General features: G+C 69.7%; 20 protein-coding genes and 1 pseudogene. 12 read left to right on the forward strand and 9 right to left on the reverse strand.

Annotated features, from left to right (window positions below; genetic code table 11):
* Window positions 1-41 precede the first annotated feature (41 nt).
* Both ASH02_RS27530 and ASH02_RS27535 read right to left on the reverse strand, forming a co-directional pair.
* Window positions 42-1,474 (reverse strand): binary toxin-like calcium binding domain-containing protein (locus ASH02_RS27530; protein WP_442938386.1); only part of this gene is annotated, 1,433 nt, incomplete at its 5' end.
* A gap of 1 nt (window position 1,475) precedes the next feature.
* A pseudogene (locus tag ASH02_RS27535) lies at window positions 1,476-1,719 on the reverse strand (hypothetical protein); the annotation flags it as partial.
* Window positions 1,720-3,201: 1,482 nt separating this feature from the next.
* Between ASH02_RS27535 and rpsA the strand changes: the two are divergent.
* On the forward strand, window positions 3,202-4,683 hold the full coding sequence (gene rpsA / locus ASH02_RS09750; protein WP_056676987.1) for a 30S ribosomal protein S1: 1,482 nt from the start codon (window positions 3,202-3,204) through the stop codon (window positions 4,681-4,683).
* A gap of 99 nt (window positions 4,684-4,782) precedes the next feature.
* On the opposite strand, the gene ASH02_RS26045 is transcribed toward rpsA, so the two are convergent.
* Entirely contained in the window at window positions 4,783-4,941 is a 159-nt protein-coding gene (locus ASH02_RS26045) for a hypothetical protein (protein ID WP_156388632.1), read from the reverse strand.
* A 93-nt stretch (window positions 4,942-5,034) separates the two neighbouring features.
* On the opposite strand from ASH02_RS26045, the gene ASH02_RS09755 reads away from it, so the two are divergent.
* Window positions 5,035-6,000 carry a GlxA family transcriptional regulator gene (locus ASH02_RS09755; protein WP_056676992.1) on the forward strand — a complete coding sequence of 322 codons (966 nt, stop codon included), beginning with the start codon at window positions 5,035-5,037 and terminating at the stop codon, window positions 5,998-6,000.
* A gap of 96 nt (window positions 6,001-6,096) precedes the next feature.
* Here the strand turns inward: ASH02_RS09755 and ASH02_RS09760 are convergent, their stop codons facing one another.
* Window positions 6,097-7,368 carry a class I adenylate-forming enzyme family protein gene (locus ASH02_RS09760; RefSeq protein WP_057294641.1) on the reverse strand — a complete coding sequence of 424 codons (1,272 nt, stop codon included), beginning with the start codon at window positions 7,366-7,368 and terminating at the stop codon, window positions 6,097-6,099.
* Between the two features lie 450 nt (window positions 7,369-7,818).
* Between ASH02_RS09760 and ASH02_RS09765 the strand changes: the two genes are divergently transcribed.
* Window positions 7,819-9,297 (forward strand): GDSL-type esterase/lipase family protein, encoded by a 1,479-nt coding sequence (locus ASH02_RS09765; protein WP_162262582.1) that lies wholly within the window; start codon window positions 7,819-7,821, stop codon window positions 9,295-9,297.
* A gap of 33 nt (window positions 9,298-9,330) precedes the next feature.
* On the opposite strand, the gene ASH02_RS09770 is transcribed toward ASH02_RS09765, so the two are convergent.
* Window positions 9,331-11,172 carry an ABC transporter ATP-binding protein gene (locus tag ASH02_RS09770; RefSeq protein WP_057294643.1) on the reverse strand — a complete coding sequence of 614 codons (1,842 nt, stop codon included), beginning with the start codon at window positions 11,170-11,172 and terminating at the stop codon, window positions 9,331-9,333.
* 83 nt (window positions 11,173-11,255) lie between these two features.
* On the opposite strand from ASH02_RS09770, the gene ASH02_RS09775 reads away from it, so the two are divergent.
* A complete protein-coding gene (locus tag ASH02_RS09775) occupies window positions 11,256-11,669 on the forward strand; it encodes a MarR family winged helix-turn-helix transcriptional regulator (RefSeq protein WP_057294644.1) in 414 nt (137 codons plus the stop codon).
* A 30-nt stretch (window positions 11,670-11,699) separates the two neighbouring features.
* A complete protein-coding gene (gene coaE, locus ASH02_RS09780) occupies window positions 11,700-12,293 on the forward strand; it encodes a dephospho-CoA kinase (RefSeq protein ID WP_057294645.1) in 594 nt (197 codons plus the stop codon).
* A gap of 27 nt (window positions 12,294-12,320) precedes the next feature.
* Here the strand turns inward: coaE and ASH02_RS09785 are convergent, their stop codons facing one another.
* From ASH02_RS09785 to ASH02_RS09795, 3 genes are all read right to left on the reverse strand, one after another.
* On the reverse strand, window positions 12,321-13,268 hold the full coding sequence (locus ASH02_RS09785; protein ID WP_057294646.1) for a sigma-70 family RNA polymerase sigma factor: 948 nt from the start codon (window positions 13,266-13,268) through the stop codon (window positions 12,321-12,323).
* 169 nt (window positions 13,269-13,437) lie between these two features.
* The gene (locus ASH02_RS09790; RefSeq protein ID WP_056677011.1) at window positions 13,438-15,597 is read right to left on the reverse strand and encodes a S9 family peptidase; all 2,160 of its coding nucleotides are present in this window, start codon (window positions 15,595-15,597) and stop codon (window positions 13,438-13,440) included.
* A gap of 183 nt (window positions 15,598-15,780) precedes the next feature.
* The gene (locus tag ASH02_RS09795; RefSeq protein WP_056677013.1) at window positions 15,781-17,085 is read right to left on the reverse strand and encodes a DNA polymerase IV; all 1,305 of its coding nucleotides are present in this window, start codon (window positions 17,083-17,085) and stop codon (window positions 15,781-15,783) included.
* 134 nt (window positions 17,086-17,219) lie between these two features.
* On the opposite strand from ASH02_RS09795, the gene ASH02_RS09800 reads away from it, so the two are divergent.
* On the forward strand, window positions 17,220-18,206 hold the full coding sequence (locus tag ASH02_RS09800; protein ID WP_056677016.1) for a DUF4192 domain-containing protein: 987 nt from the start codon (window positions 17,220-17,222) through the stop codon (window positions 18,204-18,206).
* 76 nt (window positions 18,207-18,282) lie between these two features.
* Window positions 18,283-19,752: a glutamate-cysteine ligase family protein gene (locus ASH02_RS09805; RefSeq protein WP_056677019.1), complete on the forward strand. Its 1,470-nt coding sequence runs from the start codon at window positions 18,283-18,285 to the stop codon at window positions 19,750-19,752.
* Window positions 19,753-19,768: 16 nt separating this feature from the next.
* Here the strand turns inward: ASH02_RS09805 and ASH02_RS09810 are convergent, their stop codons facing one another.
* On the reverse strand, window positions 19,769-20,188 hold the full coding sequence (locus ASH02_RS09810; protein WP_056677022.1) for a hypothetical protein: 420 nt from the start codon (window positions 20,186-20,188) through the stop codon (window positions 19,769-19,771).
* A 72-nt stretch (window positions 20,189-20,260) separates the two neighbouring features.
* On the opposite strand from ASH02_RS09810, the gene ASH02_RS09815 reads away from it, so the two are divergent.
* The 5 genes from ASH02_RS09815 to ASH02_RS09835 all read left to right on the forward strand — a co-directional run bounded on the left by ASH02_RS09815 (window position 20,261) and on the right by ASH02_RS09835 (window position 24,016).
* A complete protein-coding gene (locus ASH02_RS09815; RefSeq protein ID WP_056677025.1) occupies window positions 20,261-20,824 on the forward strand; it encodes an HhH-GPD-type base excision DNA repair protein in 564 nt (187 codons plus the stop codon).
* Between the two features lie 290 nt (window positions 20,825-21,114).
* Entirely contained in the window at window positions 21,115-22,452 is a 1,338-nt protein-coding gene (locus tag ASH02_RS09820) for an RNA polymerase sigma factor (protein ID WP_442938227.1), read from the forward strand.
* 145 nt (window positions 22,453-22,597) lie between these two features.
* Window positions 22,598-23,047, forward strand: a complete 450-nt coding sequence (locus ASH02_RS09825; RefSeq protein ID WP_162250912.1) for an SRPBCC domain-containing protein — start codon at window positions 22,598-22,600, stop codon at window positions 23,045-23,047.
* Window positions 23,044-23,355 (forward strand): ArsR/SmtB family transcription factor, encoded by a 312-nt coding sequence (locus tag ASH02_RS09830; RefSeq protein ID WP_056677030.1) that lies wholly within the window; start codon window positions 23,044-23,046, stop codon window positions 23,353-23,355. The genes ASH02_RS09825 and ASH02_RS09830 overlap by 4 nt, the downstream gene beginning before the upstream one ends.
* Before the next feature lie 106 nt (window positions 23,356-23,461).
* Window positions 23,462-24,016, forward strand: coding sequence for a hypothetical protein (locus ASH02_RS09835; RefSeq protein WP_056677033.1), 555 nt, complete (start codon window positions 23,462-23,464; stop codon window positions 24,014-24,016).
* Window positions 24,017-24,034: the final 18 nt, after the last annotated feature.

Consider the following 24,034-nt stretch of genomic DNA (forward strand, 5'->3'; position numbering starts at 1 on the left):
ACCGGGTTTCACCCGGCGCCCCTTCGGCCTCCCTCAGGAGATCAGCGTCCCAGCGGACGACCCGGCGACGACCGGACGTTGCTCGGGTCGCTGTGGGCTGCGATCTCGCGCCCGTCGGTGTTGCCGCCGCGGTCGGTGTCGTAGTTGACCGGACTGGACTTGTGACTGTTGAACCGCTTGTTCCTCGAGCCCGTGCGCTCCGCGTTGTCCTGGACGCCGTCGGCGTCGGTGTCCTTCTTGCGCGGGTCGCTGCGGACCGTGCCGATCGTGTAGGTCCTGATCGGGCCCGTCTTCGACACGATCACCTTCTGCCTGATCACGTAGCCGCGGACCTCGAGGCCGTCCCTGATGCCGTCGGCGTCGGTGTCGACCCTGAGCGGGTTGGTCCTGACCACGCCGATCCGGCGGACGTTCTTGCGACCCAGCTGCACCTTCTGCGTCATGTTGATGCCGAGGACCTCCTGGCCGTCGGTCAGGGAGTCACGGTCGGTGTCCTTGACCTTCGGGTTGGTGCGAGTGGTCTTGACCTCGCGGCCGTCCAGCAAACGGTCGTTGTCGGTGTCGCTGTCGTTCGGGTTGGTCGTCGAGGTGACCTCGGCGCTGTCACTGAGCCCGTCGTTGTCGGTGTCGGCCTTCAGCGGGTTGGTCGCGGCGCCGTTGAACGGGTTGCCGTCACCGGTGACCTCGTCACCGTCCTTGATGGTGTCGCCGTCGGTGTCGGGATCGGCCGGGTCGGTGCCGTGGGTGGCTTCCTCGTCGTTGTCGAGACCGTCGAGGTCCGGGTCGTCGTCGCCGGGAGTGGAGACGGGCTCGGTGCCGGCGGCCACCTCGTCGCCGTCATTGGTGCCGCCGCCGTCGGTGTCGGCCTCGTTGGGGTCGGTCCCGTGGTCGTCGACCTCGGCGCCGTCCTGGAGCCCGTCGCCGTCGGTGTCGGGATTGGCCGGGTCGGTGCCCAGGTCGTCCTCGCGGCCGTCGGTCAGGCCGTCGTCGTCACTGTCGAGGAGGTCGTCGGAGCCGACCAAGGGGTCGGTGTCGTCGGTGTTGACCTCCTCGCCGTCCGTGCGACCACCGTCGTCGGTGTCGTCGTCGTTCGGGTTGGTGGTGTGGGTGTTCTCTTCGGCGTCGGTGAGGCCGTCGCCGTCGGTGTCGGCCTCGAGGGGGTTGGTGGGGGTGGCGTCGAAGTCGTTGCTGGTGCCGTCGTGCTCGGCGCCGTCCTGGAGGCCGTCGCCGTCGGTGTCGGCGACGTCGGGGTCGGTGCCGAGGTCGGTCTCCTCGTCGTTGGTGAGGCCGTCGGCGTCCGGGTCGTCGTCGCCGGGAGTGGAGACGGGCTCCGTGCCGGCGGCCACCTCGTCGCCGTCATTGGTCCCGCCGTCGTCGGTGTCCGCGTCGTGGGGGTCGGTGCTGTTGGTGTTCTCTTCGGCGTCGGTGAGGCCGTCGTTGTCGGTGTCGGCCTCGAGGGGGTTGGTCGGGGTGGNGCCCGGGTCGGTGCCGGCGTCCGCCTCCTCGCCGTTGGTGAGTCCGTCGCCGTCGGGGTCGGCGGTGAGGTCGTCGGCTCCGACCTTGGGATCGGTGCCGTCGGTGTCGACCTCCGTGCCGTCGTTGACGCCGCCGTCGTCGGTGTCGGCGTCGTTCGGGTTGGTGGTGGCCGTGTTCTCCTCGGCGTCGGTGAGGCCGTCGTTGTCGGTGTCGGCCTCGAGGGGGTTGGTCGGGGTGGTGTCGNCTGGGGGTCGGTACCGAGGTCGGTCTCCTCGGCATTGGTGAGTCCGTCGCCGTCGGGGTCGGCATTGGGATCGACCGGGCATTCGACGCCGCCCGCGGGGGCGGTGGCCTTCACGTGCAGCGGCACCAGGCTGAGGTCGACGTTGGCAGCATCGGGCAGGCCCGGCAGGGCGCCGAGGACCTTGAGCTGGACACGGAGCAGAGACTGCAGGTTGGCCTCACCGGTGGCACCCGTGGACTGGTCGGTCGGGCTGAAGCCGGTGATGGTCAGGTCCACCAACGCTTCGAGTGCGATCGGCAGGCCGATCTGGACGGGGCTGCCGTTGAGCGGGATCGGGATGTCGGCGCCGCCGACGTGGACCACGACTGTGGCGGGGTCCGCGAACCCAGCAGTTCCGGTGGTGCCGTCGGACGACGCCTCCACCTTCACGGGTGAGGTCACCTCGACCTGGACCTGGTTGCCCAGCAGTTGGATGTCGCCCACTGTGGCCTCGACGGTGGAGGTCACGTCGGAGGCTCCGTCGGCATCCGTGTCGGTGAGCGCTGTGGTGGAACGGACGCTCGACGCGCCCACGTTCACGAGATTGCCCAGTCCGGCGACGCCCAGGACGGTCAGCGAGGCGAGATCGGTCTTCGCGTCGGAGACCACCCGCTGGGCACCGGACGCCGGAGGGCACGTGTTCGCGTCGACGTAGTTGGCCTCGGTGTCCCCGGTGATCACTCCGACGTTGGCGACGGGGGAGAGGTTGAGGGGAAGCAGGCTCTCGGCCGGCGGGTTCATGGGCGCCGGGGAGGTGCTGGTCTGGTCGTCGACCGTGATCGGGAAGCCTGCGACGGAGACCTCGGCGTTCTTGGAGACGCCGCTGGCAGTGCCGGCGGTGCTGTCAGCCGTCGCCTGTGCGTGGCCGACGACCAGCCCGGCCAGGTTTCCACCGAGCAGGTTCGCGGACAGCGAGGCCACGTCGGCGTGCGCCTGGGCGTCGTACGGCGCGGGCAGTGGATCGGCCTGCGCAGGCTGTTGGAGGAGCATGACGGAGTAGAGCGAGGCGGTGGTGAGTGACAACGCGGCAGCTGTGCGTGCGCGATATCCCATGGAGGAGCTCCTGTACCCGGGGCAGATGAGGACGATGAAAGGGAGACGAATGGGAAGGACTGGTGCCTGAGCACCCGGCGCGATCGTAGGGTCGCACCGGCGCCGGCGTCCCCGGAATTGGGTAAATGACCCAAGTGGGCTATGCGGCCGGTGTCAGTTGTGCATGGGCGGGTGGGTGCCCCAGTTGGACGGGGCGACCTCCGGGCACGTAATCTTTAGGTTGCGCCTCAGGTCTGCCTGCGTCCCGGACGGAGTGGATCCTCGCTCGCTATCAGTCCGACGTACGTCCCGAACTTCCAGGGGCGGTCGCCGGCCGTGCTGAATCGGTAGTGAAACCGGCCTGTCGCGTGCCCGCACGACCTTCATCCATCCAAGGAATCACTTCCCTTATGACGAGCACCATCTCCACTCTTCCCGATTACGACGCGCCCCAGGTTGCGGTCAACGACATCGGTTCTGAAGAGGACTTCCTCGCGGCAATCGACGCGACCATCAAGTACTTCAACGACGGAGACATCGTCGCCGGCACCATCGTCAAGGTGGACCGCGACGAGGTCCTGCTCGACATCGGCTACAAGACCGAGGGTGTCATCCCCTCCCGCGAGCTTTCCATCAAGCACGATGTCGACCCGTCCGAGGTCGTCGCCGTCGGTGATGAGGTCGAGGCCCTGGTCCTCCAGAAGGAGGACAAGGAAGGCCGCCTGATCCTGTCCAAGAAGCGCGCCCAGTACGAGCGCGCCTGGGGCACCATCGAGCAGGTCAAGGAAGAGGACGGCGTCGTCGAGGGCACCGTCATCGAGGTCGTCAAGGGCGGCCTCATCCTCGACATCGGCCTGCGCGGCTTCCTGCCCGCGTCGCTCGTCGAGATGCGTCGCGTCCGCGACCTGCAGCCGTACGTCGGCCAGACGCTCGAGGCGAAGATCATCGAGCTCGACAAGAACCGCAACAACGTGGTCCTGTCGCGTCGTGCGTGGCTCGAGCAGACCCAGTCCGAGGTTCGCCAGGGCTTCCTGACCCAGCTCCAGAAGGGCCAGATCCGCAAGGGCGTCGTCTCCTCGATCGTCAACTTCGGTGCCTTCGTGGACCTCGGCGGCGTCGACGGTCTCGTCCACGTCTCCGAGCTGTCCTGGAAGCACATCGACCACCCGTCCGAGGTCGTCACGGTCGGCGACGAGGTCACCGTCGAGGTGCTCGACGTCGACATGGACCGCGAGCGCGTCTCGCTGTCGCTCAAGGCGACGCAGGAAGACCCGTGGCAGCACTTCGCCCGGACCCACCAGATCGGCCAGATCGTGCCCGGCAAGGTCACCAAGCTGGTTCCGTTCGGTTCGTTCGTGCGCGTCGAAGAGGGCATCGAGGGCCTGGTCCACATCTCCGAGCTGGCCGAGCGCCACGTGGAGATCCCGGAGCAGGTCGTCCAGGTCAACGACGACGTCATGGTCAAGATCATCGACATCGACCTCGAGCGTCGTCGCATCTCGCTGTCCCTCAAGCAGGCCAACGAGACCGCCACGGCCAGCGAGGCCGAGGAGTTCGACCCGACGCTCTACGGCATGACCGCGTCGTACGACGAGCAGGGCAACTACATCTACCCCGACGGCTTCGACCCCGAGACGGGCGAGTGGCTCGAGGGCTTCGACGAGCAGCGCGCGGCCTGGGAAGAGCAGTACGCCAAGGCGCACGCCCGCTGGGAGGCCCACGTCAAGCAGCAGGCCGACGCGAAGGTTGCCGAGGCCGAGGCTGGCGAGGCCACCTCGTACTCCAGCGGTGGCACCGAGTCCGCTGCTCCCGAGGCCGAGACCGGCGGTTCGCTGGCTTCCGACGAGGCGCTGCAGGCGCTTCGCGAGAAGCTCACCGGTGGGGGCGCCTGACCCACAGGCACAGCGCCAGCACACTCAGCACGCACGAAGGGCCCGGACATCAACTGATGTCCGGGCCCTTCGGGCATTTTCGTTGGGAGGGTGGTGGGCTCACACGCGGGCGCCTTGCTCGAAGACGTCGCTGGGGTGACTGCGGGGCAGGCCCGAGGAGGACCGACTGCCGTAGCCGTCGTTGCGGATGTAGGCCGTGAGGTAGGCGACGTACGCCGCAGCGGCCAGGACCAGGAGGACTGTCAGGAAGAGGTTCATGGCAGTAAGTCTGTCTTGCCTGAGATCCTGCCACGAGTGGCAGTAAAGACATTCGACATTGATTTTCTGCCAACATGGGTGCATGCTCGTCCCATGCGCAAGGTGGCGGTCGTCGTACAGGACGGAGCCGAGCCGTTCGGGCTCGGCGCGATGTGTGAGGTGTGGGCCGAGCCCTACCACCCCGAGGACGACAACCCGGTCTTCGACTTCGTGGTCGTCACTCCACGGCCGGGCCGGGTCGCCGGTGCGTCCGGCTACGACCTGCACGTCGAGCACGGCCTCGACGAGGCGGAGGACGCCGACCTGATCTGTGTGGCCCCCAAGCGCGACTTCCTCGACCCGTCGCCCGAGGTGGCGGACCTCCTGGCCCGCGCCCACGCCCGCGGCGCCTTCGTGTTCGCGCACTGCACCGGTGCCTTCGTGCTGGGCGAGGCCGGTCTGCTCGACGGCCGCAGGTGTACGACGCACTGGCGCCACGTGGACGAGTTCACCCGGGCCTTCCCCGAGGCGAAGGTCGACCCCGACGTGCTCTACGTGCAGGACGGCACGATCGTCACCGGTGCCGGATCGGCCGCCGGCCTCGACGCCGCGCTCCACCTGATGCGCCAGCAGTTCGGCGCGAAGGTCGCCGCCACCGCTGCCCGCCGCATGGTCGTCCCGCCGCACCGTGACGGCGGACAGGCCCAGTTCATCGCGAGGGCCGTGCCCGACTGCGCCGCCGAGACGCTGGGTCCGCTGCTGACCTGGATCCTGGAGAACCTCGCGGAGGACCTCAGTGTCGATGCCCTGGCCGCACGCAACCACATGTCGCCGCGCACGTTCGCCCGACGGTTCCGCGACGAGACCGGCACCACGCCTCACGCGTGGGTCACCGCGCAACGCGTGGTCGCGGCCGAGGAGCTGCTCGAGCTCACCGACCACCCGGTCGACTGGATCGCGTCGGAGGTGGGCTTCGGCAATGCGGCCACGTTGCGCCACCACTTCACCCGGTCGCGCGGGGTGAACCCGCAGCGCTACCGCCGGCTGTTCAGCTCGCGCCAGGACGAGGCCACGGCATAGCACCAACCCGCAATTGTTGCGTCGCGAACCTGCAAGTCTTGATGGCCGAACCGGCAGTTCTTGATGTCTGGACCGCAACGACTGCAGGCTCGAGCATCAAGGACTGCTGGTTCGTGAGAGTTCCTGGCGACGCACCTTGCCGGTGAGCGTGCGGGGGAGCTCCGGCACGAAGCGGTAGTCCTTCGGTCGCTTGGGTGGTGCGAGACGCTGCCTGGCGAAGGCGTCGAGGTCGGCCGCGGTCGTCGTACCCACCACGGCGGCGACCACCCTCTGCCCCCACTGGTCGTCGGGCACTCCGAAGACGGCGATGTCGTCGACGCCGTCGAGCTCGCGCAGCGTGTTCTCGACCTCGGTCGGGTAGACGTTCACGCCGCCGGTGATGACGAGGTCCTCGCGCCGACCGTCGAGATGGAGGTAGCCCTCGTCGTCGAGGCGCCCCAGGTCCCCGACGGAGAACGCCGGGCCCTCGGGAGTCTCGCGCCAGGCCTGCGCCGTCTTCTCAGGTGAGGCGAAGTAGGTGAACCGTGCGTGGGCGGGTACGACGCACCAGATCTGGCCGTCGTCATCGACGCTCAGGGTGCGTCCCGGCCGGGCCCGCCCTACGGTGCCGGGGTGCTCGAGCCACTCCTCGCTGCGACAGGCGGTGAACTGGCCCTCCGTGGAGCCGTAGAACTCCCAGGTGGAGCCCGGGGGGAAGATCTCGATGAGCCGGTGCTTGACGGCCGGCGGGCAGGGCGCACCTGCGTGGGCGACCATCCGGAAGCGGCTCAGGTCGGGCACTCCGACGCGGTCCCAGTGGGCGAAGAGCCGCTGGAGGTGGGCAGGGACGCAGAACATCGTGGTCGGCCGTTCGTTGTCGATCGCCTGCGTGATGCGCTCGGGATCGAAGGGGCCCGGGACGACGATCCGGCCGCCGGCCAGGAGCGTTCCCATCGCGAAGCGCAGGGGTGCCGAGTGGTAGAGCGGGCTCAGCACGAGGTTCACGTCGTCGGCCGCGAACCCCCACAGGTCGCGCTCCTCGGCGACCAGTGCGGCGGCCGCGTCGTCGCCGAGCAGTCCGCTGTGGACGCCCTTCGGCGTGCCGGTGGTGCCGCTGGTGACATGCATCGGCCGAGCCCGGGGGAGTGCCCGCCGGGTCTCTGCGGGGAGCTGTGCCAGGAGGCGGGCCACCTGTGCCTCGTCATCGACCACGAGATGGGGCCGTACGTCGGCGAGGATCCTCTCGCGTTCAGCAGTGGTGAGTCGCGGGTCGAGGGGCACCGGGAAGACGCCGGTGGCCAACAGTCCCATGACCAGGTCGACGTACGCCGGTGAGCCGGGAACGAGCAGGGCGATCCGGGACCCCTCGTGCAGTTCGGCCTCGTCCATTCCCCCATCATCGCGGTTCCGGACCAAGGGTTCCGTTCCGGCCCGGGCCCCGGGATGCCTCCGGAGACTCCCGACCCGTTGTGCCCGTACCGGAGAACGGGCACAACGGCCCGATTCCGGTCAATGTGGCGCTGAAAGCGTCCGTTGTGCCCGTTCGTCGGTACGGCCCTGGCCGTGGTGAGCGCCCTCCGGGTTCAGGCGGCCAGCGGTCATCCCGCGCGGACCAGGGTGTGCGCGATCCGGGAACCCTCGTGACGCGCTTCATCGTCGCGGGGCCAATGCTCCTGTTCGGGCCCGTAACCCGGATGCTGCGTCTAATCTCAGCGGATGCTCGTGTTGCTCCGGTCATGCCTCGTGTTGCTGCTGATGGGACCCGGCCTGTTCCTCTCGGGAGCGTCTCCCGCAGCCTCTTCACCGAGTGACGAGGCGGAGCCCACGAGGATCCTCATCGTGGGTGACTCCGTCACGCACGGATCCTCCGGCGACTGGACGTGGCGCTATCGCCTGTGGCAGCAGCTCGTTGCTTCCGGCGCGACGATCGACTTCGTGGGACCCCGCGACGACCTCCATGGACTCGGGCCCCACGGCGAAGGGTCACAGGACTACATGGACCCCGACTTCGACCGTGACCATGCGTCATTGTGGGGGCTGTCGTACGCCTTCCCCGACACGCCCATCGACCAACTGGTGGAGGCCTACCGCCCTGACGTGGTGGTCGTCATGCTCGGGGTCAATGACCTGACCTGGCTCCAGATCCCTCCCGCGGGCGTGGACCAGTTGGCGCGTGACTTCATCGCGAAGGTGCGGGCGGCCGACTCGTCGATCAGATTGGTGGTCTCGCGGGTTCCCCAGCACTGGGTCCCGGGCGCCGTGGAGTACAACGCGATGCTCAGCGACACCGCAGCCGAACTGACGACCGAGGTGTCGCCGATTCGGGTCGCCGATGCGGACAAGGGCTTCGAGTTTCGACAGCACACCTGGGATCCGGGGCATCCGAACGCAGCGGGGGAGTACGTCCTTGCGGCGGCCGTCGAGGACGCCCTGTCAGGGCTCGGTGTCGGCTCCCCGTTCTCGCGGCCCTTCCCGGACGTCCCACTGGGGCCACGGGGAGCGCCGCCGCTGAGTGGATCGGCGGCGGACGGCTCGGTCGCACTGAGTTGGACGCTGAGCCCCCGGGCCACCAGCCAGATCGTCGAGGGGCGTGACCGGACCAACGGGACGCCGTGGCGGCAATGGGCAGAGGTCGCCGATGCCACCTCGTGGCACGGGCCAGCGGCCAACGGGCATCGGTATGAGTTCCGGTTGCGACCGGTCAAGGGCTACTGGGCGGCGGAGCCCGACATCCGGTCCAACGTCGTCACCGTGACGCCGCGACCGGCAGCGCCGGGCAGCCTGACGGTCTCCCTGTCACCGTTCGGACAGGCCTCGCTCGCGTGGACGGCAGTGTCGCGTGCCGACGCCTATCAGGTGCGTTTCCGGAAGGTGGGTGCAGTGACCTGGTCGATGCGCCCGCGCGTGACGACGCGTCGTGCAACGCTGAGCGGGCTCAGGAGCGGGGCCAGATATGAGTTCTCGGTGCGGGCCTGGCGCGACGGGATTGCCGGCACGTACCGGGCTCGAGGGCCGCTCACCACTCCGCTGCCCAGGCCGGTGCACGCGGTGCAAGCGACCTCGCCGCGTCGCGACGTCGTGGCGGTGTCAATGCGTCGGGTGCCGGAGGCGACCCGGTATCGGATCAGTGCGGCGGCCGCGCGCAACTGCCGCTCCGCGCCGACGGACTCGGCCTTCCGCATCGCACGCAGGGTGTCCACCACCTCGGCCGTGTTGACCTCTGCCGCCAGCCACCTGTGGGTCCGCGTCGTCGCGGAGCGCGGCGGCGTCGCGGGCAGGTTGGCTGCCGATTCCGCGGCGTGCGTCCGCGTGAGATGAGCCGGCACGCGCTCGGCTGAGCGGACCTGTGGATCAGGCTGCCAGCGGCTCCGCGGTCAGCCCGCCGCGGACCAGGGCAGCGTAGCGGCCACCCGCGACGAGCAGCTCGTCGTGCGTGCCGAGCTCGACCACACGACCCTTGTCGAGGACGGCGATCTGGTCGGCGTTGCGCACCGTGGAGAGGCGGTGCGCGATCGTGATCGTGGTGCGACCGATGCTGACCTCGTCGAGCGCGCCCTGGATGGCGCGTTCCGTCTCGTTGTCGAGGGCGCTGGTGGCCTCGTCGAGCACGAGGATGCGGGGGTCGCGCAGGAGCGTGCGGGCGATGGCCAGGCGCTGCTTCTCACCACCGGAGAACCGGTGGCCCCGGGCGCCGACCACGGTGTCGTAGCCCTGGGGGAGCGCGGCGATCACGTGGTGGATTCGCGCGGCCCGGCAGGCCTCCTCGATCTGCGTGTCGGTGGCGTCGGGCCGCGCGTGGAGCAGGTTGTCCTTGACCGATGCGTGCAGGAGATAGGTCTCCTGGGTGACCACGCCGACCAGTTCGGCCAGGTCGGTGAGTCGCAGGTCCCGGAGGTCGGTGCCGTCGATGCGCACGCGACCCGACGTCGGGTCGTGCAGCCGTGCCACGAGTGAGGCCAGGGTGCTCTTGCCGCTGCCGGTCTCGCCGACGAGCGCCAGCGTTGTGCCAGCGGGCACCGCCAGGTCGATGCCCTCGAGGACGGGCGCTCCGTCGTCGTACGCGAACGTGATGGCGTCGAAGGTGACGTCGCCGCGCACCGCCTCACGCCGTACGTCGGCCGGAGCGGCCGGGTCGTCGATCTCGACGGGGAGGTCCTGGTACTCGAAGATGCGGCTGAAGAGCGCGAGCGAGGCGGTGATGTCGACGCCGACGTTGAGCAGCGCCATCAGCGGCCGGAACAACGTGCCCTGCAGGGCGGTGAACGCGACCAGGGTGCCGATGGTCATGCCGCCCGACGTGGCCGGGAGCCCGGCGGCCAGGTAGATCACGGCCGGGATGGTCGCGAAGATGATGTTCATCGTGGCCATCCGCCAGCGGCCCGCGAGCCGGGAGCGGATCTCGAGGCCGACCAGGTCGTGGGAGGTCTCCTCGAAGCGGCGCGTCATCGCGGGTGCGGCGCCCAGGGTCTTGCTGAGCAGCACGCCGCTGACCGAGAGGCTCTCCTCGACCTGCACGTGCATGTCGGCCAGGCGGCGCTGGCGCTCCGCGGTGATGGTGTGGCGCATGCGGGCCACCTGGCGGGTCAGCCAGACGGCCGGCGGGAGGACCACCAGCGAGAGCAGGGCAAGTCGCCAGCTGAGTGCGGCCATCGCGACCGCCGTGCCGATCACGACCGTGACGTTGGCCGCGATCGAGGTGGCGGTCGAGGTGACCACCGACTGCATGCCGCTGATGTCGTGGGTCAGGCGTGACTGCACCTCTCCGCCGCGGGTGCGGGTGAAGAAGCCGACGGACTGGCGTTGCAGGTGGGCGAACAGGTCGGTGCGCAGTCGGTGCATGACCTGCTGTCCGACGGCGGTCGACATCCAGGTCTGCACGACGCCGATCGCGGCGCTGGCCACCGCCACGGCGACCATGCCGCCGACGCACCAGAGCAGCAGTCGAACGTCCTGGCGGGGGAGCGCAGCGTCGATGACGTGCCTGACCAGGAACGGCTGGGCCAGGCCGATCACGGAACTGGAGACGATGAGGGCGATGATGACGCCCAGGCGCGCGCGGTACGGCGTGAACAGCCGCGTGATGCGGCGCAGGGAGACAGGGGACTCGGCGAGCTGGCGACGGTCGGCCGGGTCGGGACGGGTCGAGCGGCCGCCCTTGCGGCCACCTCCGTCGGTGAGTGTGGGGGTATCCATGTGACCACCCCTTCCTTTGGTCAGTTCATATGCTGAGGTTACCTCACTATGAGCATGCCCGTCCAATCCGGTAGGGTGCGCGCATGGGTGACAACACCGGCGACCTTCTCCAGTCGACCGCGCGTTCGCTGCGCCGGCGGTTCAGCGCGGCGCTCTCCGAATGGGACCTCGCGCCGGGCCAGGCCCGGGCGCTCCGACTCATCCGCGACCTCGAGGCGCCTCGGCTGTCCGTGCTGGCCGAGCACCTGCGCATCGCCCCGCGCTCGGCCACCGAGGTGGTCGACGCCCTCGAGCGCCGGGGCCTGGTGCTGCGCTGCGCCGACCCCCACGACCGTCGGGCCACGTGCGTGACGGTCACGGACACCGGCAGCGAGACGTGTGGCCTGATCGACGACGTCCGGGCCCGTGCTGCCCGTGAGTTCCTGTCGGTGCTGCCCGCGGCGGACCGCAAGGAGCTCGACCGCCTGCTGCGCCGGCTGCTCGAGGCCAACGACTAGCAGTCGCCGGCAACGGTTAGGGTTCCGGGCATGAGGGTTGGACTGACCGGGGGAGTCGCCTCGGGGAAGAGCACCGTGTCGGCGATCCTTGCCGAACTCGGTGCGGTGATCATCGATGCCGACGCGCTGGCGCGCGAGGTCGTCGAGCAGGGTACGCCGGGGCTCGCGGCCGTGGTCGCCGAGTTCGGGGACGGCCTGCTGACCCCGCAGGGCGACCTGGACCGGCCCGCGATGGGCCGTCTGGTGTTCGGCGACGAGGCCGCCCGCAAGCGGTTGGAGGCGATCGTGCACCCGCTGGTCTTCGAGCGCATCGTCGAGCTGGAGTCCGCGGCCGGGCCCGACGACGTCGTGGTGCACGACATCCCGCTGCTCGCCGAGAGTGGTCGTGCCGACACGTTCGACGCCGTGATCGTGGTGCACGCGCCCGCCGACGTACAGGTCGAGCGCATGGTGCGTGACCGCGGCTGGACGGAGGAGGAAGCCAAGTCACGCATCGCCGCCCAGGTCGACGCCGAGGAGCGCCTCGCGATCGCCACCCACGTCATCGACAACACCGGGACGCACGAAGACCTCCGCCATCGGGTGGCAGAGGTCCTCGCGGAGCTTGTCTCCGCAGTCCACTGAGCGGAGCTTGCCGGGGCTAGGGCAGCGTCACGCGGCCAGGTCGGGGTCGGCGAAGGTGCGCAGCTTCTGCAGCGCCTCCCGCTCGAGCTGGCGCACCCGCTCGGCGGAGATGCCGTGCTTGGCACCGATGTCGGCCAGCTTGTGCTGGCGACCGTCGACCAGGCCGTAGCGCGACCGGATGATGTCGGCGGCGCGCTCGTCGAGCTGCCCCACGAGTCGGTTGAGACGGTCGCGGCTCTCGGTGTCGAGCACCTCGAGATCGGGGCTCGGCGTGGTCTCCTGGGCCATCAGGTCGCCCAGCGAGGTGTCACCGTCCTCGTCGACAGGTGTGTCGAGGCTGACGTGGTCACGCCCCCAGCGCAGGAGGTCGATGACCCGGTCGAGGTCCATGCCGAGCTCGAGGGCGATCTCCTGCGGCTCCGGGTCGCGGCCGAGCTGGCGCTCGAGGGTGCGACGGGCACTGCCCACCTGGTTGAGCTCCTCGACGACGTGCACGGGCAGGCGTACGACGCGGGCCTGCTGGGCGATGCCACGCGTGATCGCCTGGCGCACCCACCAAGTGGCGTAGGTGGAGAACTTGTAGCCCTTCGCGTAGTCGAACTTCTCGACGGCGCGGATCAGGCCGGTGTTGCCCTCCTGGATCAGGTCGAGCATCGGCATCTGTGCCCGGCCGTACTTGCGGGCGATCGACACGACCAGGCGCAGGTTGGCGTTGATGAACGTCTGGACGGCCTTGCGGCCCTCCTCGGCGATCCATTCGAGCTCTTCCTCGGTGGCACTCTTGGGGGCGCCACCCTTGCGGCGGCCGATGCGGCCCTCAGCGAGGAGGCTCTCGGCCATCAGGCCGGCTTCGATCGTCCTGGAGAGTTCCACTTCGGTGGCTGCGTCGAGCAGCGGATTGCGGGCAATCTCGTCGAGGTAGAGCCCGACGCTGTCGCGACCCTCGATCTCGCGCATCGCGGTCCTGCTGGCCATATGAACCCCTCCTTGTTCGGTGGGGCCGTTGGGAGACCGCCCCACACATCTGATCCAACAAACCTCGACCGGGGGAGATTCCCGCCGGGGCGGACCGTTCGTGGTTACACATGGATAGACGCGTGGCGAGTTCCGAAAGTTGCCGTCTGAGCCACTTCTCAGGGACTTCTCAGGGGCCCTCAGGGAAATCCGCCGAGGGACCGGTACCCGTCTCGGCCAGGTTCATCCGGTCCAGGATCCAGGCGAGGGAGAACGCGCGGTCGGTCCAGGACTTGTAGCGCCCGGAGACTCCGCCGTGGCCGGCCGACATCTCGGTGCGCAACAGGAAGTCCCGGCGGCCGGTGGCGGTGGCGCGCAGGCGGGCCACCCACTTTGCCGCCTCCACGTAGAGCACCCGGGTGTCGTTGAGGGAGGTCTCGGCCAGGATCGGCGGGTAGTCGACCGCGGCCACGTTGTCGTACGGCGAGTAGCCGCGCATGTAGTCGTAGACCGCCGGGTCCGCCTCCGGGTTGCCCCACTCCTCGTACTCCACGACGGTCAACGGGAGGGTCGAGTCGAGCATCGAGGTGAGGGCGTCCACGAACGGCACCTGGGCGACGAGCCCGGCGAAGAGCTCGGGGGCCTGGTTGGCCACGGCGCCGATCAGCAGGCCGCCGGCGCTGCCGCCCTCGGCGACGAGACGGTCGGGGCTGGTCCAGCCGTCGTCGATGAGGTGCCGGGCACAGGCAATGAAGTCGGAGAAGGTGTTCTGCTTGTGCATCAGCTTGCCGTCGTCGTACCAGTGGCGGCCCATCTCGCCGCCACCGCGCACGTGGGCGATCGCGAAGCCGGCGCCGCGGTCGAGCATCGAGAGCCGGGCGATCGAGAAGTAGGGGTCGATGGACATCTCGTAGGCGCCGTACCCGTAGAGCAGCACCGGCACCGAGCCGTCGCGGGGCGCGCCGGCGGGCACGACCAGCGAGATCGGTACGCGTACGCCGTCCGGGGCGGTGGCCCACACCCGGTGCTCCTCGTAGTGGGCGGCGTCGTAGCCGCCGAGCACCGGGGCCTGCTTGAGCAGGGTCAGCTCGCGGGTGCGCACATCGTAGTTGTGGATCGCCGCGGGCTTGGCCATCGTCGTGTAGCCGAGGCGTACGACGGGTTGGTGGAACTCCGGGTTTCCTCCGGAGCCGATCGTGTAGACGGCGTCCTCGAAGCGCACCCGGTAGTCGTCGGAGATGCCACCCGCGTCGAGCTCCAGGATGCGCAGCTGGGTGAGTCCCTCGCTGCGCTGGTGCACCACGAGGTGGCCGGCGAACGCGTCGACGTCCTCGACCCGGACCGCCTCGTCGTGGGCGATCAAGGGCTCCCAGCCGGCCTTCGGGGTCGGCGTGACCGGGGCGCGCCCGATCTCGAAGTTGGGGCCGTTCGCGTTGTGCAGGACCAGGAAGACGTCATTGCCACCGATGACGGCGTGCTCGAGCCCGTAGTCGACGCCGTCCTCGCGCTCGGCGTACACCGCGAAGTCGGCGTCGGGGTCGGCGGTGTCGAGCACGCGGTACTCGGCCGTGGTCTTGGCCCCCGAGGCGATCATCAGGAAGCGGTCGGAGCGCGACCGGCCGATGCCGACCCAGAAACGCGGGTCCGTCTCGTGGAAGACCAGCTCGTCGTCGGCCTGGGGCGTGCCGAGGGTGTGCTTCCAGATCTTGTCGGCGCGCCAGCTCTCGTCGACGGTCGTGTAGAAGAACGCGGTTCCGTCGGGGTGCCACGTGGCGCCGCCGAGGGTGCCGGTGATCTCGTCCTCGAGGAGCTCGCGGGTGGCCAGGTCGAGGACCCGGACGGTGTAGCGCTCGTCGCCGACCACGTCGACCGCGTAGGCGAGGAGCTTCTCGTCGTTGGTCACCGACGACCCGCCGAGGGAGAAGAACTCGTGGCCGGCGGCCAGCTCGTTCAGGTCGAGCAGCACCTCTTCACCGGGCAGGGCCGGCTGGTCCGCGGCGGCGTGCTCGGCCGGGCGCGGCGGGGTCCAGTCGTCGGGGTCGGAGACGGCGATGCGGCACGAGGCGCCGTACTCCTTGCCCTCGAAGGAACGTGAGTAGTACCAGTGACCGCGCATCCGGGCCGGCACCGACAGGTCGGTCTCGAGGGTGCGGGCCTTGATCTCGTCGAAGATCGACCGTCGCAGGTCGACCAGGTGGGCGGTGCGGTCCTCGGTCCAGGCGTTCTCGGCCTCGAGGTGGGCGATGACCTCGGGGTTGTCCTTCTCGCGCAGCCACTCGTAGTCGTCGACCACGGTGTGGCCGTGGACGGTGTGCTCGGAGGGGACGCGTGCGGCGACAGGCGGTTGCATGCCCCGGACTCTAGTTCCGGTGGCCCAACACGAGATATTCCGCGGGACGTGCCGGGCTCACGGTGCCCCGCATCCCGACCGGCGGCGTTGTCCTCGACTCGACGGGACTCCGTCCCGCCTTCGCTCNCGCGCGGATGCACCGCGAGCTGATCCGGCATCCCGCGGAACATCTCGTGCAGGCACTCACTCGGGATCGGGGACGAACCGCGCCAGCGCCGGGTCGTCCACCTTGAAGCTGCGCACCGGACCGGGACCGGTCTCCGCGGTCTCGAAGCGCACCGTCACCACGCCCTTGCCCGAGCCCCACACCCAGCCGGCCCCGAACTCGTCGTGCGTGACGTCGCTGCCGGGCGCCCAGGCGCGTTGCCGGGCGGTCGGTACGTCGGGCGCCGGCTCGGGCTCCACGTCCTCGGGTTCGGGACCGAAGAGGTCGTCCTGCACCCAGTCGGCCAGGCCGGAGACACCGACACCGAGCAGGCGGACCCCGCCCGAGACGTCGAGGTCGACCAGGAGCGAGCGTGCCACCCGGCCGATGACCTGGGCGCTGTCGGTGGGGGAGGCGAGGGTGTTCGAGCGGCTCAGCGTCGTGAAGTCGTGCAGGCGCACCTTGATGGTGACGGTGCGTCCCGACATGCCTTCCTTGCGCAGTCGGTCGGCCACGTTGGCGGCCTGGCGGGTGAGCAGGCCGTCCATCAGCCGTCGATCGGTCAGGTCGTCCTCGTAGGTGCCTTCGACACTGACCGACTTGGTCTCGCGCACCGGTTCCACGGCCCGGTCGTCCATGGCCCGGGCGAGCCGCCACAGGCCGACCCCGTGGGCCTTGCCGACCAACCGCACCAGCTCGTCCTCGTTGATCCTCTCCAGCTCCGCGACCGTGTGCACGCCCGCACGTCGCAGCCGCTCGGCGGTGGCCGGGCCCACCCCGGGGATCACGCTCACGTTCATCGGCCGCAGCAGCTCCTGCTCGGTGCCGGGCGGCACCACGAAGAGCCCGTCGGGCTTGTCGAGGTCGCTGGCCACCTTGGCGATGAACTTCGACGAGCCGATGCCGACGCTCGCGGTCAGGCCGCCCGAGGCCTCACGCACCCGCTCGCGGAGCTCCTCGCCGAACGCGGTCACCGCCTCGACGTCGTACGTCGTGAGGTCGCTGGCGGCGAGATCGACGAACGCCTCGTCGATGGAGAGGGGCTCGACCAGGGGAGAGGCCTCGCGCAGCACCGCCATGATGCGCGCGGAGGTCTCGCGGTAGGCGTGGAACCGGCCGGAGAGGTACGCCGCGTGCGGGCACTTCGCCCGGGCCTCGCGGGTCGACATGGCCGACCTCACGCCGAAGGCCCGGGCCTCGTAGGACGCGGCGGCGACCACACCTCGCCCGCCGGTGCCTCCCACCACGACGGGCTTGCCGCGCAGGGACGGCTTGTCACGCTGCTCCACGGAGGCGAAGAACGCGTCGAGGTCGATGTGCAGCACCGATGCCTGCGCCCTCATGCCTCCCACTCCATGACCGGAAACCTACCGCCGGTGCGCCGCTAACCGTGCACGTGGAATTTGGTGTCGGCGTATTCCACAGGGGCATCCTCGGGGGCCGGACAGCGTCCCCGGAGCGGCGCAGCCTTGACCGCATGAAACCACCCACCACAGCCCCGACGACCCTGACCGCCCGCACCCCCGAGGACCTCCTCGCGTTGGTGCCCTACGTGCTGGGCTTCCGGCCCGAGCAGTCGATGGTGATGCTCACCTTCGGCGCAGACCAGCCGACGTTCCACGCCCGGGTCGACCTGCCCGACGCGCCCGACGACCTGGCCGACATGGTGGCCTGCCTGCTCGACCCGGTGCGGCGGCACCGGGTGCCCCGCGCGGTGCTGATCGCCTACGGCGACGATCCGGGCCCGAGTGCCGAGGCGTTGCACGCACTCGGTGCCGCCCTGGTGGCCGAGGGGGTCGACGTCGTCGAGATGCTGCGCGTCTCCGGGAACCGCTGGTACCCCATGCTGGGCGGCGCCGACGACCTGGCCGACGGCATCGTCTACGACGAGAGGAGCCATCCCTTCGCGGCGCAGGCCGTGCTCGACGGGCGGGTCACCCACGACTCGCGTGACGACCTGGTCGACTCACTGGTCGGCACCGACCTGGTGGCCATCGAGGCCGTGGAGTCCGCGATCCTCGAGGCCGCAGTCCGGCGCGGCAGGTTCGACCCGGTGGCCGAGGCCCGATGGGTGCAGCAGGTGGTGGTCACCCACATCGAGGACGAGACGCCCCTGACCGCCGCGGAGGCCGGCCGACTCGTGGTGGCCTGCCAGGACCGCGACCTGCGCGACGTGGCGTGGGGTCTGATGTCCCGCGAGACGGCCGCCGCACACGTCGACCTGTGGCGCGACCTGGTGCGCCGCACCCGCGACGACCTCCAGCTCGTGCCCGCCGCCCTGCTGGCCTTCGCGGCGTGGCTGACCGGCAGTGGCGCGCTGGCCTGGTGCGCCCTCGACCGTGCTGCCCTGATCGACCCCGACTACGGCATGGTGCGGTTGCTCGGACAGGCACTCGAGCAGGCCCTTCCGCCGGCCGCCTGGGAGCCGGTCAACGCGCTGCCCGCCCTCCTGGACGGCGCCTGACCCCTTGGGCGACTGCCGGCTCAAACCGGCCCGCCAACCACCACACGACGTCGGCCAAACCCATTACGCTGCCTGAATGGGCGAAGAAGTGGTGGCACAGGAGTTCTCCCGGGCCGATCGCACGCGCCACCGCGAGAAGGTGCGGCAGTGCCTCGACGTGTTCGCGCGGATGCTGCGCGAGGCGCGGTTCGACACCGACGACCCGATGACCGGGCTCGAGATCGAGCTGAACCTCGTCGACGAGTCCGGTGACCCGGCGCTGAAGAACGCCGAGGTGCTGGCACAGATCGCCGACGCCGACTTCCAGACCGAGCTGGGCCAGTTCAACGTCGAGATCAACGTGCCGCCACGCCACCTGCGCGACGGTGGCCTCACGGCGTACGAGCAGAACCTGCGGGTCAGCCTCAACGACGCCGAGTCGAAGGCGGCGGCGGTGGGCGCCCACATGGTGATGATCGGAATCCTGCCGACCCTCTCCGAGGGCCACATGAGCCCCTCGTCGTTGAGCAGCAACCCGCGCTACCAGCTGCTCAGCGACCAGATCCTCGCCGCCCGCGGCGAGGACATCGTGATCGACATCAACGGAGTCGAGCGCCTCAAGGCCACCGCCGACTCGATCGTCCCCGAGGCGGCCTGCACCAGCACCCAGGTGCACGTGCAGACCACGCCCGACGAGTTCGCGGCCTACTGGAACGCGTCGCAGGCAATCGCGGCGATGCAGCTCGCGGTCGGCGCCAACTCGCCGTACCTCCTCGGCAAGGAGCTGTGGCGTGAGACCCGGATCCCGTTGTTCGAGCAGGCCACCGACACGCGCAGCGAGGAGCTGAAGGCGCAGGGCGTGCGGCCCCGGGTGTGGTTCGGCGAGCGCTGGGTCACCTCGGTCTTCGACCTCTTCGAGGAGAACGTCCGCTACTTCCCGGCACTCCTGCCCGTCACCGAGGACGAGGACCCGCTGGCCGTCCTCGAGGCCGGCGGCGTCCCCGAGCTGGCCGAGCTGCGGTTGCACAACGGCACGATCTACCGCTGGAACCGGCCGGTCTACGACATCGCCGGGGGAGTGCCCCACCTGCGGGTCGAGAACCGGGTGCTCGCCGCGGGCCCCACTGTGGTGGACACGATGGCCAATGTCGCCTTCTACTTCGGGCTGGTGCGCAGCCTGGCCCACGCCGAGCGTCCGCTGTGGTCGCAGATGTCCTTCAGCGCGGCGGAGGAGAACTTCCACGCGGCCGCCCGCCAGGGCATCGAGGCGCAGGTCTACTGGCCGGGGGTCGGGCAGGTGTCGGCGTCCGAGCTGGTGCTGCGCCGGCTCCTGCCGCTGGCCCGCGAGGGACTGGCCGACTGGGGTGCCTCGACCGAGGAGTCCGACCGGCTGCTCGGCATCATCGAGCAGCGCTGCCTGATCGGCACCAACGGCTCGGAGTGGTTCGCGCAGCGCTGTGCCCGCCACGGCGCGTCGATGGACCGGGCCGACGCCCTGCGTCACACGCTGGTCGACTACCGCGAGCTGATGCACAGCAACGAGCCCGTGCACACCTGGGAGGCGTGAGCCCGTCGGCGTCGCCTCAGACGGCGCCGCGCACCCGCAGGCGGGTCCACGTTGCCCGGTCGTCGCCGAGCGGTTCGAACCACCCGGCCTTGGTGACCACGACGATGCAACGCGGCTCGATGCCGGCCTCGGCACTGACTCGGTCGAGCACCGGTGCCCACGCCAGGTCGAGGTCATGCGGCTCGGGAACCCCCACACGGGTGAGCCACCACGCGGGCCGGTCATGGTCGAGGAGGGCCCGGCTCAGCAGCGCCGACGCGATCTCGGCCCGGAGTCCGGCGTCGGGGGCGGGGGAGTCGTCCTCCAGTGGCCAGTGCACCGCGGGACCGGTGAGGGCGCCGACGTGCAGCACCGGTGGGAAGACCCGACGCCGGTTCGACCGACGGAACTGGTGCACCGTCAGGCGCAGGTCGGCGCGGGTCTCGGTGTCGGCCATGTGCCCACCCTGCCGCATCGACGGGCTCCACCGACACCGTCCTCCACAACCGGGCGGTGGCAAGATGGGCACATGGCGATCCACATCACCGGTGATCCGGCGGCCGACAAGGTCCTGACCGACGACCCGTTCGCACTCGTGTGCGGCATGCTCCTCGACCAGCAGTACCCGATGGAGCACGCCTTCATGGGCCCGGCCAAGGTGCTCGACCGGTTCGGCAGTCTCGACGTCGTCCGCATCGCCGAGGCCGACCCGCAGGAGTTCGCTGACATGTGCGCCACCACGCCGGCGGTGCACCGGTTCCCGGGCTCCATGGCCACCCGCATCCAGGCGCTTGCCGCGCTGGTCGTCGAGAAGTACGACGGCCGCACGGAACGGCTCTGGGAGGAAGCCGCCGACGGCTCGGACCTGTTCAAGCGGATCCAGGAGCTCCCGGGGTTCGGCAAGCAGAAGGCCCAGATCCTCGTCGCGTTGCTGGCCAAGCAGCTCGACGTACGACCGGACGGGTGGGAGGCGGCCGCGGGCGACTACGCCCTGCCCGGGCGACGCTCGGTCGCCGACGTGGTCGACCCGCAGAGCCTGCAGGAAGTCCGCGACTACAAGAAGCAGAAGAAGGCGCAGGCGAAGGTCCAGTGAAACGATTCCCGGGTGCCCGATGCGGGGGTCGAGGCTTGGTTTGCTGGGTCGCCGTGGCAGAATACGAGAGCGGCTCTTGACGTTACCGGGCTTTGCCGCGCCCCAATTGCTGTTTTCGAGAGGTGTTCGTGTCTTCGAGCTCGCGCAAGTTGCTCCCCGCTGAGGTTTTGGCTCACCCCGAGATCGTCGGCCTGCTGGAGCAGGCAGCCCCCACTGGAACCCTCAGTCCGGAGGCGGTCCGACGAGCCAGTGAGGCAGCCGCGATCGAGCCTCGTCACCTGCGCGCGCTGATGGTTCACCTGGGCAGCCAGGGCATCACCGTCGCGCTCAACGCCGACGACCACGCGAAGGCCGTGGCGGCCAGTGCGCCCCGCAAGAGCACCACCACCTCCAAGACTGCTGCCAAGCCGGCTCCGGCGAAGAAGGCTGCGGCCGAGGCGCCGGCCGCCAAGACCGCTGCCAAGAAGGCCCCCGCCAAGAAGGCTGCGGCCAAGAAGGACGACGCTGCGGTGGTCGAGGTCGAGCTGCCGGCCAAGGCTGTGGTCGGCCCCGACGGCAAGAAGATCCTCCCCGACATCCCCGACGAGCAGTTCGAGAAGGACGTCAAGGTCGACCCGACCATCAAGGAGGACGAGGAAGAGGCCACGGCCACGTCCTCGTTCGTGGTCTCGGCCGCCGATGACACCGACGAGCCTGCCCAGCAGGTCATGGTGGCCGGCGCCACCGCCGACCCGGTCAAGGACTACCTCAAGCAGATCGGCAAGGTCCCGCTGCTCAACGCCGAGATGGAGGTCGAGCTCGCCAAGCGCATCGAGGCCGGCCTGTTCTCCGAGGAGAAGATGGCCAAGGGCGGCAAGATCACGCCGAAGATCCTCGAGGAGCTCGAGTGGATCTCCGACGACGGTCGCCGCGCCAAGAACCACCTCCTCGAGGCCAACCTCCGCCTCGTCGTCTCGCTGGCCAAGCGCTACACCGGTCGCGGCATGCTCTTCCTCGACCTGATCCAGGAGGGCAACCTCGGTCTGATCCGTGCGGTCGAGAAGTTCGACTACACCAAGGGCTACAAGTTCTCGACGTACGCCACCTGGTGGATCCGCCAGGCGATCACCCGCGCCATGGCCGACCAGGCCCGCACCATCCGCATCCCCGTGCACATGGTCGAGGTCATCAACAAGCTGGCCCGCGTGCAGCGCCAGATGCTCCAGGACCTGGGGCGCGAGCCCACGCCCGAGGAGCTGGCCAAGGAACTCGACATGACCCCCGAGAAGGTCATCGAGGTCCAGAAGTACGGCCGCGAGCCGATCTCGCTGCACACGCCCCTGGGTGAGGACGGTGACTCCGAGTTCGGTGACCTCATCGAGGACTCCGAGGCGATCGTGCCGGCCGACGCGGTCAGCTTCACGCTGCTCCAGGAGCAGCTCCACGCCGTGCTCGACACCCTCTCCGAGCGTGAGGCGGGCGTGGTCAGCATGCGCTTCGGCCTCACCGACGGCCAGCCGAAGACCCTCGACGAGATCGGCAAGGTCTACGGCGTGACCCGCGAGCGGATCCGCCAGATCGAGTCCAAGACCATGTCGAAGCTGCGTCACCCGAGCCGGTCCCAGGTGCTGCGCGACTACCTCGACTGAACGATCAGCGCGCACAGCCCCCGTCGTACGACGGGGGCTGTCGCCATTTCCGGCCATGGCAAGTGCAAGTCGCTGGTTGCACATATCCAGATGAAGTGCAATGATCGAGTTGCACATTCCAGCCAATGACCCGAAGGAGACAGTCATGACCCAGACCGACCAGGAGCTCGACCGGATCGAGCGCAGCATCGACATCGATGCCACCGCCGAGAAGGTGTGGACCCTTCTCGAGCAGCCGGGGTGGTGGATCAATGAAGGCGAGATCGACCCTGAGCCCGACGTACGGCGCGAGGGCGACGCCGACGTCGTGGTGCACCCGAAGTACGGCGAGTTCCGGCTGCTCACCTTGGCCTCCGAGCCGCCCCGTCACCTTGTCGTCACGTGGCTCGATGGTGACGCCTCGGCGGGCACGCGCGTGGAGTTCACCGTCGCGGACCGTGCCGGGGGAGGCATCACGCTCACGGTGGTCGAGTCCGGGTTCGCGGGTCTCGGCAAGGCCCGCGCCGACGTGGTCAAGCACGTCGAGGAGAACACCTCCGGGTGGGAGGCCGAGCTCGACCTGGCGCGGCGCCACGTGACCGGGGCGAGCGCGTGAGCCAGGCGCTGGCGCCGGTGTTCGCGGCCCTCGGTGACGACACCCGCTGGGCGCTGCTGGCACGGCTGGGTGAGGCGCCCGCGTCGGCGTCCGCACTGGCCAGGGAGTTCCCGATCTCGCGCCAGGCCATCGTCAAGCACCTCGACGTGCTCCGGGCTGCCGGGCTGGTCGAGTCCGAGCAACAGGGCCGTGAGCTGGTGCATCGCGCGCTGGGCGGTCGGCTGAGCGACGTGGCCCGCGAGCTCGAACGCATCGGACAGACATGGGATGCCCGACTGACCCGCATCAAGAAGCTGGCCGAGGGCTGAATCACCTTCCCGGACCGACAACCATTTCGCCGCGACGTGCATCTGAGGGTGTGACAGGACCTCCTCACCCTCCGAGGAGTTCGCACCACGACAGAAGGAGCACATCATGACGAGGTCCACTCACCGCATCGCCGGGCTGGTCGCATCAGCCGCACTCGCCGCCGTCGCACTCGCCCCGGCGGCCGCGCACGCGGATTCGACCACCGTGCGCGACGGGGCCGACGCCACTGCGTCCCTCTCCGACATCTACCGGGTGACCGCGAACCACGGGTACGCCCGGCTGGCGGTGACCACGACGTTCGCCGACCTGCGGCGCCGCAGCACCGGGGGTTCGTCGAGCGCCGCGATCTACATCGACACCAGACCGGCCCGCACCGGACCGGAGTACGCGCTGTTCACCGGTCTGCAGGAGGGCACCGACTACCAGCTGCTGCGCATGCGCGACTGGAAGCCGTTCGGCGACCCGCTGTCCTGTGACCACACGCTCGCCCTCAACTACCGCACCGACGTGGCCCGCTTCAGTGTGGCCCGTTCGTGCATCGGTTCGCCGGCGTTGGTGCGGGTGGGAATGCGCATGGTCGACTACTACGACGGGTCCCACGTGATCCGCGACTGGATGACCGGCCAGCGGCGCTACACCACCTGGTTGGCCCGCGGCTGACGCCAGACCCGTCCACTC

The organism is Nocardioides sp. Soil796 (genome assembly GCF_001429525.1).
GTDB lineage: Bacteria > Actinomycetota > Actinomycetes > Propionibacteriales > Nocardioidaceae > Nocardioides.